The sequence below is a fragment of the Pseudomonas sp. PS01299 genome (assembly GCF_029960145.1).
Lineage (GTDB): Bacteria > Pseudomonadota > Gammaproteobacteria > Pseudomonadales > Pseudomonadaceae > Aquipseudomonas > Aquipseudomonas putida_A.
Map to the genome: position 1 here is coordinate 12,685 of NZ_JASCPO010000035.1, position 13,358 is coordinate 26,042.

Consider the following 13,358-nt stretch of genomic DNA (forward strand, 5'->3'; position numbering starts at 1 on the left):
TTGTACTGAATCCGGAATTCACCAGGTTTACCAAATCCATAATCGCCTCGGTTTTTCAGGTCGATGTACAACGCCAGACACCTCGGTCGGCCCCCTCTCCCTCCGGGAGAGGGCTGGGGTGAGGGTCGGCTTTTAATCACTCCGTCGGCACCAACCTATCCAACACCCGATTCACCGCCATCTCCGCCACCATCACCACCTGAGCAATGCCCTGCAGCGTCTTGCGGTGCGTGCCTTGCACCAGCGCCGCATGATTGTTGAGCATGACCGTGGCCGAGCCGAGGGATTCGCTGGCGTCGGCCAGCAGGGATTCGCTGTCGGCGTCGGGGTTGGCCATATACAGCGTGTTGGGGGTGTAGGGCGTGGCCATGAGGTCGGGTTTTGGCGGGCCGAGGTAATGGTCGAGGGCGCGTTCGGCGGCTTCGTGGAATTTCTTTGATTCGGGGGCTTCGTAAGGGGATGCCGTGTCGGTGACCGGCGGGTTTGGCGTTACTTTGAACATGGTGACTAACCTCGGTGAGGCCGCAATCCATTCGCCGCTAAGCAAAAGGGTGGCGGCTATGCGCAAGTTAGCGGACCGGTAGTCACCAAAAACCCGGCGCACCCGAAGGTGCCATGCGCACAGCCACCATCAAGTGCAGGCGAATGCCTGACTGGATGAGACATGTGCAACCGTAGGGACTAGCCGAGCCGCTAAGCTCGATCACTGGAAATCAGTGACGGGATCAAGTTACGCAGCATGCCCAAGGCGCACAAGCCGGCGGATTCTGGTGCATGCGTAGGCAGCGGCGCAAGGATTTGTAGGCCAGGGAGCCGTAACATCGAGTGTCTTTAAACAGCTGCGCTGAAAGGTGTTTATTGCGCACGGAGATTGAGGATTTGTCTGTCGGATTGAGGTGAGGCGACTGGCGCCTTCGCGAGCAAGCCCGCTCCCACAGGGGATTTATGGCGTACATAAAATCTGCATCCACTGAAGACCCACTGTGGGAGCGGGCTTGCTCGCGAAGAGGCCAGGCAGGCCACTGAAGACTCCGGATCAGTGGATAAGTCCGGCATCCACCAACAACTGCTCCAACCCCAACAAATCCGGCACCTTCGCCACCTGCTCCCCGACCTGCACCGCCGCCTGCTCCAGCGCACACAACGGCACATCGACATAACTCAACTGACTGTCGAGCTTGTACGAACGCGGGATCCCCTGCACCAGCAGCGCAATGAATTTCAGCTGCGGCAAGCCGCCGAGGGCGTTGAGGATGACGATCCGCGCGCGTTCGCCGATGACGATTTTCTGCCCGCAGGCTGACTCGAAACTCAGCAGCGGAATCTGCCGTTCGCGCCAGCTCACCCGCCCCAGATACCACGGCGGGGTGTCGAGGTCGAAGGCGCTGGCCTGGTAGTCGATCAGCTCGGCGACGGCGACGTTGGGCAGGATCAGGTTGCGGTCGGCCAGCGGCAGCAGCAGGCCGGTGAGTTGGCTGGTGCGCGCGTTGTGGCGGCGCTCATGCATGTTTCTTGCTCCAGTGGGCAATGCTTTCGAGCAGCACCGATTCCTGATACGGCTTGCCGAGGTAGTCGTTGACGCCGATGGCCATCGCGCGGTCGCGGTGTTTCTGCCCGGTGCGCGAGGTGATCATGATGATCGGCAGGTGTTGCAGGCGCTCGTCATTGCGTACCTGGGTGGCGACTTCGAAGCCGTCCATGCGCGGCATTTCGATGTCGAGCAGCATCAGGTCGGGCATGTGTTCTTCGAGCAGCAACATGGCGTCGACACCGTCCTTGGCGGTCAGCACGTTCATGCCGTGGCGTTCGAGCAAACGGCTGGTGACCTTGCGCACGGTCACCGAGTCATCGACCACCAGCACGAGCAGTGGCTTCTGCGGTTCGCTGTCGATTTCCGTCTGCGCCGGGCGCTGTGCAACCCGCGCCTGCATCGCGCGGATCGGTGCGAGCAAATCAAGAATCAGCACCACCCGGCCATCGCCGAGAATCGTCGCCCCGGACACCCCCTGCACCGCCGCAAACTGCGGGCCGAGGCTCTTGACCACGATCTCGCGGGTGCCAGCCATCGCATCGACCTGCACCGCGATGTGCCGGTCATTGCACTGCACCAGCAACACCGGCAGCGGCAGGCTCTGGCCGAGCAGTTTCGGCCGCGGCGCGGTTTTCAGCAGCTCGCCCAGATAGCACAACTCGTAGCGCTGACCGGCGTAGTGGTAGCTCGGCGGATCGTTGCGGTAGTGCGCTTCCAGATCATTCGGCAACACGCGGACGATGCCTTCGATGGTGTTCAGCGGAATCGCGTATTGATCCTCGCCGCACTGCACCATCAGCGCGCGGTTGACCGACACGGTGAACGGCAGACGAATACGGAAATGCACGCCCTGCCCCGGCACCGAGTCGATGCTCATGGTGCCGCCGAGCTGACGGACTTCTTCGTGAACCACGTCCATGCCGACGCCGCGTCCGGAAATCTGGGTGATCTTTTCCGCCGTGGAGAACCCCGGCTGCAGGATGAACTGCAGCACGTCGCGATCGCTGATCTCGGCGTCCGGTGCCAGCAGGCCGCGCTTGATCGCCTTGCGCCGCACCGCTTCCAGCGGCACCCCGGCGCCATCGTCGCGAATATCGAAAACGATGTCGCCGCCCTCGCGGGTCAGGTCGAGGGTGATCGTACCCTGCGCCGGTTTGCCCGCCGCCAGCCGCACTTCGGCCGACTCCAGACCATGGTCGACGGCGTTGCGCAGCATGTGCTCCAGCGGCGCGGCCATGCGCTCCAGCACGTTGCGATCCATCTCGCCTTCGGCGTTGCCGATGATGAACGCGACGTCTTTGTTCAGCTCTTCGGCGACCTGACGCACGATGCGTTTCAGGCGCGGCAGCATGCGTTCGAACGGCACCATGCGCGTACGCATCAGGCCTTCCTGCAACTCGGTGTTGATCCGCCCCTGTTGCTGCAACAGGTTCTCGGCGTCGTGGTTGCGGCGGTCGAGGGTTTCCTTGAGATCGAGCAAGTCGGAGGCGGATTCGAACAGCGCCCGCGACAGTTGCTGCAACTGCGAATGACGGTCCATTTCCAGCGGATCGAATTCTTCGTAACCGAGGCGTTCGGCATCGACTTGCTGACGGCTGAGAATCCGCCCCTGGGTTTCGGTGTCGAGCCGGCGAAGCTGATCGCGCATGCGCTCGATGGTGGTTTCCATCTCGTTCAGCGCGGTTTGCGCATCGCTGACTTGCTGCTCGATACGCCCACGGAAAATCGAGGTTTCCCCAGCCAGGTTGACCAGCTCATCGAGCAGTTCGGCGGAGACCTTGACCATGTCCGCGCCGGCATCAGCGGCGGGTGCCGCAGGCTCGGTCTTGGCCGGAATCGGCAACGGCGGCGGTGTGTCAGGGGTCGCCGGGTGGCTGAAATTCTGGATCGCGTTGATCAGCCGATCCGCCGGCGGGCATGGCTGCCCGGCGCGCACGCCATCAAGCATCTGCGCCAGCCGGTCATGCCCGCGCTGCACCAGCGCGAACAGTTCGGCGGACGGTTGCAGCACGCCGGTGGCGAGGCTTTCGTAAAGGTATTCGAGCTCATGGGCGAGGTCGCCGATCGGGCCGATCTCGACCATCCGCGCGCCGCCCTTGAGGGTGTGCAGATCGCGCAGCAGGGTTTCCACTTCCTGACGATTGCCCGGCTCGGCCTGCCAGCGCAGCAACGCCGCGCCGGAGCTTTCGATGATGTCGAAACCTTCTTCGAGGAAGATTTCCAGCAGTTCCGGATCATGCGCGGCGCTGTCGGGTACAGCCGTAGGCTGTGCCGCTTCGGCACTGCCGGACTGGCCCTGACGGAACTGGCGGATCGCTTCGATCAGGTCTTGCGCCGGGGTCAGCGCCTGATGGTTTTGCAACTGTTCAAGCAACTGCGCCAAGCGGTCATGGCTCTTGTGCAGCAAGCGTCCGAGCAGCTCGCTGTAACTGTAGCGACGATCCACCAGACCTTCGTAAAGACTTTCCAGCTCATGGGCCAGATCGCCGATGGCGTCGACTTCGGCCATCCGCGCGCCGCCCTTGAGCGTGTGCAAATCGCGCTGCAACGACGACAGCGGCGCAGCGTTGTCCGGGTCGCTCAACCAGCGCTGCAGGGCTTGCCCGGCACTGTCGAGGATGTCCACCGCTTCTTCGAGAAAGATCTCGACGATCTCGTCGTCGGGTGCGGTCTCGGCATTGGCGTGGGCGAGTTCGGCAGTCGCGGCGCCCAGTTCGCTGATGCTCAAGGTCCTGCTGCCGTCGCTGCGAATCAGCCCCATCGCTGCCGGGTCGAGGCTTTCATCGAGCAGTTCGTGCAGGGCGCGAATGCGCTGCGGCTGTGGGGTGATTTCCTGGCCGGCGGCCAGTTCGTCGAGCATGTTGATCAGCGCTTCGTGAGCGTTCTGCGCTTCGTGGAAAAACCTGTCGCTGACCGCCAGGCTGCTTTCTTCGACGGCGCCATAGAGGTCGAGCAAGGCTTCGCAGAGCACGTCCACCGGCAGCAGATCGGCGAGGTGTGCGCCTTCGCCAAGGGTGGTCAGTTCATCGAGCAGCGCGCTGAGTTCCTGACGCTCGCCGGGGTGTTGCTGCCAGCGCTGCAACAGACTTTCGGCGTCGAGCAGGATGTCCATGCCCTGGGCGAGGAAGTTGTTGATCAGTTGCGGATCGCGCTTGATCCGCAGGCCGGTGTTCGGCGCGTTGAGGATCGCTTCCAGGCGTTCGGCCAGCAGCGTTTCGGTGCGTTTGATCAGCGACTGCGCACCGACAATCGGCGCCAGCGGATCGTGCTTGAGCTGGCGCAGACCGACGCGGAACAGGCCTTCGGCTTCAAGGAGCAATTCCACTTCATCGAGATCCAGCGGCAACTGATGCGCCTTGAACTCGCGCGCCAGTTTATCCAGCGGCGCGGCCAGTTCGGCAATCGGCAACACGCCGGCCATCGAGGCACTGCCCTTGAGCGTGTGCAAGGCGCGCTGCAATTCGTCGCTGGCCGGCAGCGGCACATGCTCGGCAGCCTGATCGAGGAAGCGGTTGAGGCTGGCGAGGTGGGTTTCGGCCTCGTTGCGGAAGATCTCCAGCAACAGCGGATCGAGGGCCGCCACGTCGTCGACGTCTTCGGCCGCCAGCGGCTCGACACCTTTGGCCAGCGCATGTGCACGGGCCGCCAGTTGATCGACATCGCTGCGCTGACGCTGGCGGTGCGTGGCGAATTCGCTGATCAGCTCCGGCAGCAGCAACACGGTGTCGGTGAGCAACTGCTGCACCTGCGCGCCGGGTTCGACGCTGTGTTCCAGCACGCGGTTGAGCAGGTTTTCCACCGCCCAGGCCAGCTCGCCAAGGATCAACGCGCGAACCATGCGCCCGCTGCCCTTCAAGGTGTGAAAGGCGCGGCGCAGTTCGGTCAGGGCGGCGCGGTCGTGGGTGTCAGCCGTCCAGCGCGGCAGGTATTCGTGCAGGACTTCGAGCACCTCGTCGGTCTCTTCGAGGAACACTTCGCGCAGTTCATCGTCCACCGGTGCTTCATCGACCGGCGGCGGCATCAGGCTGCCGGGGGTGATCAAGGCTGGCGGGTTGAGCGCCGACACCGGGCTGGCCAGCACGTCGGCCAGCGACTGCACGGTGTCAGGGTCATCCAGCGCTTGCAGGTCCTGCATCACCAGCGCTTCGCTGGGGCTGAGCACATCGTCGAGCACCGGTACGTGCTGTTCGTGTGGAAAGAAACCGAGGCTGGCGAGGCTCTTTTGTGCGACATCCAGCAGTTGTTCATTCGGCGCTTGCGGGTCGTCGCTCAGGCGCTCGAGGTAATACTCGAGGCTGGTGATGACGTCGGCCAGATTATCCAGTTGCTGCCAGCCTGGCTGGTGCGGATCGAGCAGCAGGTGTTCGCGGATGAAGCTGTTACAGGCCTCGACCAGACTCGCCGCGCGGCTCAGCGGAATCATCGCCAGCGCGCCGCGCACTTGAGTCAGCAGTTCAGGCAGCGGCTGCAGTTGCTGGCGATCCCAATCGGCGTCGATGTAATCAACGATCATGTCCTTGGCCTGTTGCAGGCAGATGCGCGCTTCCTTGATCACGATCTGATGGATCTGCGTCAGGTCAGTGGTCGGCAGGCGCGCGTCTTCGGGGCTTTCCGGCTCTACGGTGCCGACCATCCCGGCGAGGTTGGCTTCGACGTAGAGCAGCGCACCGGCAACGTCCATCAGCGTCGCGTCATTCGGTTCGCGCTGGCCCTGGGCGAGGCTGAGCACCACCGCCAGTTGATCGATGATGACTTTGCGCGGCTGGCCGAAACCGAGCACCGCGAGGGTGTCGGCGATCTGCCGCAACGGCGCCAGCAGGCTCTCCAGATCGGAGGTGTGCTGACGGTCGCTGCGCACGAACAGGTCGAGGCGTTCCTTGACCCGCACCAACTCTTCGCACAGCGCCGCCAGCACCGAGCGCATCGCATCGCGGTCGGGACCGGCCAGGCGCGCGCGTTCTTCGTCGACCATCGCGCTGTCGGGCAACGCGTCGTCCAGGGAGTAGCGATCTTTCATGGTCAGCATCTGCCCGGTGGGATGTTCGGCTTTGGCAATATAGAACAGCAGGCTTTTCAGCAACTCCGGCGGGGGCGGCTGATTGAGGCCGCGCGGGCCTTGTTCGAGCAGGCGCTTGAGTTCCTTGTCGGCGTCCTTGAACAGGCTGCGCAACGCCGGACTGTTGGCAATGGCGCCTTCGCGCATGCCTTCGACCAGCGCGGATGCGACCTGCCACAGCGGGCTCAACGGCGCATTGGCGCTGAGCGCTTCGAGGCGCTGGAAGACTTTCGCCAGGTATTCGAGGTGGGTCTGGTCATCCTGCTCGCGCAGCAACCCGACCAGCGCCATTTGCAGCATCTGGCGCAACTTGCGCAGCACGTTGGGCCACTCGGCCGGCTCGAGCGCGGCCAAGGCTTCTGCGCTCAACGGCGACACGTCCGGCAAGGGCGGGCTGAACAGGCTGGTTTCCGAGAGCAGGCTATCGCCGCGCGCACTGCGCAGGTCGTTGATCAGCGGCAGCACCACCAGCGGCAAGTCGCGGCGGGCGCTCTGCACCCGATCGAGGTAGATCGGCAATTGCCCAAGGGCTTGCAGCAGCAGGTGCAGGGCTTCGTCGCGATGGGCGACGCGCCCGTGCTGCAAGGCTTCGACCAGATGCTCCATCTCTTCGGCCAGCAACGCGGCGCCGTAGAACTCGACCATCTGCAAACTGCCGTGCACCTGATGAATATAGGCCAGGCACTCATCCAGCCCCGGCGTGGCCTGCGGGTCATCGAGCACGGTTTCAATCGCCTGATGCGCCTGTTTCAGCGTTTCGGCAATTTCACCCTTGACCCATTCGAGGGCCACGTAGTCGTGCCGGTCACCCATAACCACTCCACTCACGCCTTATCCGTCGCGGACGCCGACGGCAAGGTGAAACCGGATACCGAACGGCGCAGCTGACTGGCCATTTTCGCCAGGTTGCCGATGCTCTCGGCGGTGGCGGTGGAGCCGGACGAGGTCTGCGTGGTGATCTGCTGGATCACGTTCATCGTCAGCGAGATTTGCCCGGCCGACGAGGTCTGCTGCTGCGCCGCGTTGGAGATACTCTGGATCAGCGCGGCGAGGGTTTTCGATACGCCTTCGATTTCTTCCAGGGCCACACCGGCATCCTGCGCCAGTCGCGCGCCGCGCACCACTTCGGTGGTGGTCTGTTCCATGGAAATCACCGCTTCGTTGGTGTCGGTCTGAATCGCCCGCACCAGGGTTTCGATCTGCCGGGTGGCGGCGGACGAACGTTCGGCCAGTCGCTGTACTTCGTCGGCAACCACGGCAAAGCCGCGCCCGGCGTCCCCGGCCATCGAGGCCTGAATCGCCGCGTTGAGCGCGAGGATGTTGGTCTGGTCGGCAATGTCGTCGATCAGGCTGACGATGTCGCCGATTTCCTGCGACGACTCGCCCAGACGCTTGATGCGTTTGGCGGTGTCCTGAATCTGTTCGCGGATGTTGTCCATGCCGTGGATGGTGTTGTGCACCACCTCGTTGCCCTTGTTGGCGATTTCCACCGAACGCTCGGCCACCGCCGAGGATTCAGCGGCGTTGGCCGAGACCTGATCGATCGACTGGGCCATATCGCTGATCGCGGTCGAGGCTTCGGAAATCTGCTGCGCCTGATGTTCCGAGGCTTGCGCCAGGTGCATGGCGGTGGCCTGGGTTTCCTGCACGGCGGCGGCGACTTGGCCGGCGGTGAGGTTGATCGTCGCGACCAGATCGCGCAGTTGATCGACCGAGTAGTTGATCGAATCGGCGATGGTTCCGGTGAAGTCTTCGGTCACCGAGGCGGTCACCGTCAGGTCACCGTCGGCGAGGTCTTCGATCTCGTCGAGCAGGCGCATGATCGCGTTCTGGTTGCGCTCGTTCTTCTCGGCGGTCTCGCGCAACTGGCGGTTGGTTTCACGAACCATGACCATGCCGATCAGGATGATCGAGGCCAGCGCCAGCAAGCCCAGCACGTAACCGCCGATGGTGTCGGTGTTACGCCCGCCGGCAAGATTTTCGAAACCGCTGGCGAGGTGCGAGGCCTCGTCGAGCAGGGTCTGCGACAGGCTGAAAATGTTGCTCGCCGATTCACGGACCTTGAACAGTTCTGGCGAGGTTTCGAGGATTTCATCCACCGAGCCGGAGACGAACTGGAACAGCTCGGAAATTTCACTCAGGCGCGCACGGGCATCGCGGTCTTCGACCTGGCTGATTTTCAGGGTCGGGTTGCCCTGCAGCATGCCGTTGAGCACCTGACCGAAACGGGTGGCATCGCGGCCAAACGCATCGGCGGCCTGCTGCGAATTTTCGTCGCCGGCCAGCACGGTGTTGACCGCACCGAGGATGCGCTCGGCCAGCAGCGATTGGCGTTGGGCCATCGCCACCTGCGCTGCCGGCGCGCCGCGCTGCAGGAGGATCTCGACGACTTTTTCGTATTCGATCTGCAACTGCGGCACGGTTTCAGCCAGGGTCGCGGCGACCTGATGCAGCGAGAGCACGGTCTGCTCGCTGGAGAGAATCGCGTCGGTGTTTTTCAGCAGGCGTTCCCAATCCAGCTGCACCGCGCGCATTTCCGGGCGCACGGTGGCCGGCGCGGGCGGCAGGCCGGTGGCCGGGTCGCCCTTCTTCAGGTAACCCCAGCGCTGGGCAAAATCGTTGCGCGCATCGCTCAGCAGCTTGAACGCTGCCGACTTCCCGGCAGCCGCTTCGGTGGCGTTCTTGGCGATGCGTTGCGACAGCACGCGCAGCTCACCGGCGTGGCCGATGTACTGCTTGTCGTAGTTGGCCTGGGTGTTGAGGTAGGCGAAGTTGGCGAACAGCAGCATGATGAACACGATCAGTGCGATGAACAGCACGATGATCTGCGAGCGACTGCGCGACCCTTCTGCCGACTTGCCTGTTTTTGCCTTTGTCATCGGTCCTCGCCTATGAAACCTGCCACGGTCCACTGTGGGATTTGTGGTGAGGGGATTTATCCCCGATGGGTCGCGCAGCGGCCCCAACACTGAGTTGTATCTGGCACATCGCGAATGCAGGTTTTGGGTTGGCTTAGCCAACCATCGGGGATAAATCCCCTCGCCGCAAACCCCCACCCCATAGATATCTGGTGCTTCGGCTATATCGCGACGCTCATGAACACCGGCGATTTGGCCAGCGCAAACAGGCTGAACACCCGCCAGTTCTGCTCACGCCGGAAATAGCCTTTGACGAACTCGGCCTTGGAACCCTGGCGTTTGCTGATCGAGATCGGTTCGAAGCTGTCCTGCGCGAAATGCTGCAAACCGAACACCTCATCCACCAGCAGCCCGGCGAAGACGTCGTTGTGCTCCACCACCAACACACGCCGCTGTTTGCGCAACGGCGACAGCTCGTGACCGAAAAAGCCGCACAGGTCCATGATCGGCAGCAAGCGCCCACGCAGGTTAGCCACCCCTTTGACCCACGGCTTGACCCCGGGCAACTGAGTGCAGCGCGGTTCGTGCAGCACTTCGCTGACTTCGCCCATCGGCGTCACGTACCAATGCTCGCCAAGGCGAAAGCCGATGCCGCTCCAGCGATCCTGACGGCCGGGCTGCGACGGCAGGTCCGCCGCCAACAGGCGGCAGCGCTGGTCGATCTGCCACAGCAGCTCGAACGCGGTCAGCGACTGGTTCATGGCCGCGCGATCAACCGGCCAGCACGTTGTTCAGGGTCTTGATCAGCATGTCTTCTTCGACCGGTTTGGTCAGGTAATCCTTCGCGCCCTGGCGCGTGCCCCAAACCTTGTCGGTTTCCTGATCCTTGGTGGTGATGATGATCACCGGTATATGGCTGGTCTCGGCATCCTTGGTCAGTTGCCGGGTGGCCTGGAAGCCGTTGAGGCCGGGCATGACGATGTCCATCAACACCGCGTCAGGCTTTTCCTGACGGGCCAGGGCCACGCCGTCGGCGCCGTTTTCGGCCTTGAGCACTTCATGGCCGTGCTTTTCCAGCATGCCGGTGAGTTTGTACATTTCAGTCGGCGAATCATCGACGATCAGGATACGTGCCATGGTCTTCCCCATTTTTCTTGTCGACTCCCGGCCCGCTGGCCGAGCGTCACTGTACGTGTCTTACTGCGGCAAAACGGCGGCGAAGCCCGGAACATGGGCCTGAATCGCGTCGAGCAGTTCTTCCTTGCTGAAAGGCTTGGTCAAAAATTGATCAGAACCGACAATCCGCCCCTTGGCCTTGTCGAACAGCCCGTCACGCGACGACAGCATGATCACCGGCGTGGCCTTGAACGCACTGTTGTTCTTGATTAAAGCGCAGGTCTGATAACCATCCAGACGCGGCATCATGATGTCGACAAAAATGATCCCGGGGTGGTGGTCGGCGATCTTGGCCAACGCGTCGAAACCGTCGATCGCCGTGATGACTTCGCAGCCCACATTTTTCAACAGCGTTTCGGCGGTGCGACGAATCGTTTTCGAGTCATCGATCACCATGACCTTCAAGGCGCTGGACTGCTGTTCCATAAGAGGGCTCTACCGTCGCCTTTGCGAATCAAATTGTCCGTTTTGCGATGAGTAATGGCTGGAAACCCTTGATGCTCAAGGGCCAGCACGCTATGCCAGCCTTTTTAGCACAGTCTCCATAAGCAATCTATCGACGGGTTTTTCCTTGACCGAAAACCCGCCCGGCGCCACTCTGGCGGCACTTTTTCAATACCGATCCGGTAGCCAATTTTCGAGGAAAACCCAATGAGCGTTCGCGTCGGGATTGTCATGGACCCTATCGCCAGCATTTCCTATAAAAAGGATAGCTCGCTGGCCATGCTGCTGGCCGCGCAGAAACGTGGCTGGGAACTGTTCTACATGGAGCAGCGCGACCTGTATCAGGCCGAAGGTCAGGCCCGGGCGCGCATGAAGCCGCTGAAAGTCTTCGCCAACCCGGAAAAATGGTTCGAACTGGACGCCGAGCAGGACAACCTGCTGAGTGATCTGGACGTGATCCTGATGCGCAAGGATCCACCGTTCGACATGGAGTTCGTCTACTCCACCTACCTGCTGGAACAGGCTGAAACCGCCGGTGTGCTGGTAGTCAACAAACCGCAGAGCCTGCGCGACTGCAACGAAAAACTGTTCGCCACGCTGTTCCCGCAGTGCACCCCGCCGACCATCGTCAGCCGCCGCGCCGATGTGCTGCGTGAATTCGCCGCCAAGCATGGCGACGTAATCCTCAAGCCGCTGGACGGCATGGGTGGCACTTCGATTTTCCGCCACCGCGCCGGCGACCCGAACCTGTCGGTGATTCTGGAAACCCTGACCGCCCTCGGCAACCAGCAGATCATGGGCCAGGCCTACCTGCCGGCGATCAAGGACGGTGACAAGCGCATCCTGATGATCGACGGCGAGCCGGTGGATTACTGCCTGGCGCGAATTCCGGCTCAAGGCGAAACCCGTGGCAACCTCGCGGCCGGTGGTCGTGGTGAAGCGCGGCCGCTGACTGACAAGGATCGCTGGATTGCCGCGCAAGTCGGCCCGACTCTGCGCGAGAAAGGCCTGCTGTTCGTTGGCCTCGATGTGATCGGCGAAAACCTCACCGAAATCAACGTCACCAGCCCGACCTGCATCCGCGAGATCGACAATGCTTTCGGTACCGACATCGGCGGCATGCTGATGGATGCCATCGACAAGAAGCTGCAAGCCGCCGGCAAAAAGCCGCAAGCTTGACGTGTGTCACATGCAGCTTGTCGCTTGAAGCGTGAAGCCCAAGGCGCGAAACCAACATTGCGTTATCATGCGCAGCCTCTGAAAAACGCGATGTTGGTTTTCTTGTCATGACCCTCCCGTCCGATCTGCCCGCAGAACTCGCCCACCGTGGCGTGCGCCCGGCCGATCGCCTCGGATTTACCCTGTTTCTCGCGGCGCTGATTCATTTGGCGCTGCTGCTTGGCGTTGGCTTCACCATGGTCGAGCCCAAGCAGATCAGCAAAACCCTGGAAATCACCCTCGCCACCTTCAAGAGCGAAACCAAGCCGAAAAAGGCTGACTTCCTCGCTCAGGAAAACCAGGAAGGCAGCGGCACCCTCGACAAGAAGGCGATTCCCAAGACCACCGAGGTCGCGCCGTTCCAGGACAATCAGGTCAAGAAGGTCACCCCGCCCCCGGCCGCCAAACCGGAAGTACGCGAAGCGGCGCCCAAGGCTGCGGTGACCACCGTGGCGCCGAAACAGCAAAAGGCGCCGACCAAGAAAGAAGAAACCAAAACCGAGACCAAACCCGCGGTCAACGCGCCGACATTCGACAGCTCGCAGTTGTCCAGCGACATCGCCAGCCTCGAAGCGGAACTGGCCAACGAACAACAGTTGTACGCCAAGCGCCCGCGGATTCACCGCTTGAGCGCCGCCTCGACCATGCGCGACAAGGGCGCCTGGTACAAGGACGACTGGCGCAAGAAGGTCGAGCGCATCGGCAACCTCAATTACCCGGAAGAAGCGCGGCGCAAGCAGATTTACGGCAACCTGCGCCTGATGGTTTCGATCAACCGCGACGGCTCGCTGTATGAAGTGCTGGTGCTGGAATCCTCCGGCCAGCCGCTGCTGGATCAGGCGGCGCAGCGCATCGTCCGGCTGGCGGCACCGTTTGCACCGTTTACCGGCGATCTGTCGGATATCGACCGACTGGAAATCATCCGCACCTGGAAATTCGCCCGGGGCGACAAGCTTTCCAGCAACTGACCGCCGGCATACAGTTTTTTTGTGGTGAGGGGATTTATCCCCGATCGGCTGCGAAGCAGTCGCAAAACCAGCATGCGCGGTATGTCAGGCATATCACGTCAATGGAT

The 13,358-nt window shown here is 62.3% G+C and carries 9 protein-coding genes; 2 read left to right on the forward strand and 7 right to left on the reverse strand.

Annotated elements, in window-relative coordinates; translation table 11 throughout:
• Positions 1–136 precede the first annotated feature (136 nt).
• From QMX91_RS09195 to pilG, 7 genes are all read right to left on the reverse strand, one after another.
• Positions 137–502 (reverse strand): hypothetical protein, encoded by a 366-nt coding sequence (locus QMX91_RS09195; protein ID WP_135296756.1) that lies wholly within the window; start codon positions 500–502, stop codon positions 137–139.
• A gap of 534 nt (positions 503–1,036) precedes the next feature.
• Positions 1,037–1,507, reverse strand: coding sequence for a chemotaxis protein CheW (locus QMX91_RS09200; protein WP_003229084.1), 471 nt, complete (start codon positions 1,505–1,507; stop codon positions 1,037–1,039).
• Positions 1,500–7,400 (reverse strand): Hpt domain-containing protein, encoded by a 5,901-nt coding sequence (locus QMX91_RS09205; RefSeq protein WP_282412596.1) that lies wholly within the window; start codon positions 7,398–7,400, stop codon positions 1,500–1,502. The genes QMX91_RS09200 and QMX91_RS09205 overlap by 8 nt, the downstream gene beginning before the upstream one ends.
• Positions 7,401–7,411: 11 nt before the next feature.
• On the reverse strand, positions 7,412–9,466 hold the full coding sequence (locus QMX91_RS09210; RefSeq protein ID WP_027610585.1) for a methyl-accepting chemotaxis protein: 2,055 nt from the start codon (positions 9,464–9,466) through the stop codon (positions 7,412–7,414).
• 200 nt (positions 9,467–9,666) lie between these two features.
• Positions 9,667–10,206 carry a chemotaxis protein CheW gene (locus QMX91_RS09215; RefSeq protein WP_095137529.1) on the reverse strand — a complete coding sequence of 180 codons (540 nt, stop codon included), beginning with the start codon at positions 10,204–10,206 and terminating at the stop codon, positions 9,667–9,669.
• Between the two features lie 10 nt (positions 10,207–10,216).
• The gene (gene pilH / locus QMX91_RS09220; protein WP_025109154.1) at positions 10,217–10,582 is read right to left on the reverse strand and encodes a twitching motility response regulator PilH; all 366 of its coding nucleotides are present in this window, start codon (positions 10,580–10,582) and stop codon (positions 10,217–10,219) included.
• 60 nt (positions 10,583–10,642) lie between these two features.
• The gene (gene pilG, locus QMX91_RS09225) at positions 10,643–11,047 is read right to left on the reverse strand and encodes a twitching motility response regulator PilG (protein ID WP_003229093.1); all 405 of its coding nucleotides are present in this window, start codon (positions 11,045–11,047) and stop codon (positions 10,643–10,645) included.
• 225 nt (positions 11,048–11,272) lie between these two features.
• On the opposite strand from pilG, the gene gshB reads away from it, so the two are divergent.
• Positions 11,273–12,244 (forward strand): glutathione synthase, encoded by a 972-nt coding sequence (gene gshB, locus QMX91_RS09230; RefSeq protein ID WP_095137531.1) that lies wholly within the window; start codon positions 11,273–11,275, stop codon positions 12,242–12,244.
• Positions 12,245–12,351: 107 nt separating this feature from the next.
• Positions 12,352–13,251, forward strand: coding sequence for an energy transducer TonB (locus QMX91_RS09235; protein WP_007964106.1), 900 nt, complete (start codon positions 12,352–12,354; stop codon positions 13,249–13,251).
• Positions 13,252–13,358: the final 107 nt, after the last annotated feature.

What these genes read in the sequence shown, in the direction of transcription:
- QMX91_RS09195 (WP_135296756.1), bottom strand. Translation starts at nt 502, where the DNA reads ATGTTCAAAGTAACGCCAAACCCGCCGGTCACCGACACGGCATCCCCT.
- QMX91_RS09200 (WP_003229084.1), bottom strand. Translation starts at nt 1,507, where the DNA reads ATGCATGAGCGCCGCCACAACGCGCGCACCAGCCAACTCACCGGCCTG.
- QMX91_RS09205 (WP_282412596.1), bottom strand. Translation starts at nt 7,400, where the DNA reads ATGGGTGACCGGCACGACTACGTGGCCCTCGAATGGGTCAAGGGTGAA.
- QMX91_RS09210 (WP_027610585.1), bottom strand. Translation starts at nt 9,466, where the DNA reads ATGACAAAGGCAAAAACAGGCAAGTCGGCAGAAGGGTCGCGCAGTCGC.
- QMX91_RS09215 (WP_095137529.1), bottom strand. Translation starts at nt 10,206, where the DNA reads ATGAACCAGTCGCTGACCGCGTTCGAGCTGCTGTGGCAGATCGACCAG.
- pilH (WP_025109154.1), bottom strand. Translation starts at nt 10,582, where the DNA reads ATGGCACGTATCCTGATCGTCGATGATTCGCCGACTGAAATGTACAAA.
- pilG (WP_003229093.1), bottom strand. Translation starts at nt 11,047, where the DNA reads ATGGAACAGCAGTCCAGCGCCTTGAAGGTCATGGTGATCGATGACTCG.
- gshB (WP_095137531.1), top strand. Translation starts at nt 11,273, where the DNA reads ATGAGCGTTCGCGTCGGGATTGTCATGGACCCTATCGCCAGCATTTCC.
- QMX91_RS09235 (WP_007964106.1), top strand. Translation starts at nt 12,352, where the DNA reads ATGACCCTCCCGTCCGATCTGCCCGCAGAACTCGCCCACCGTGGCGTG.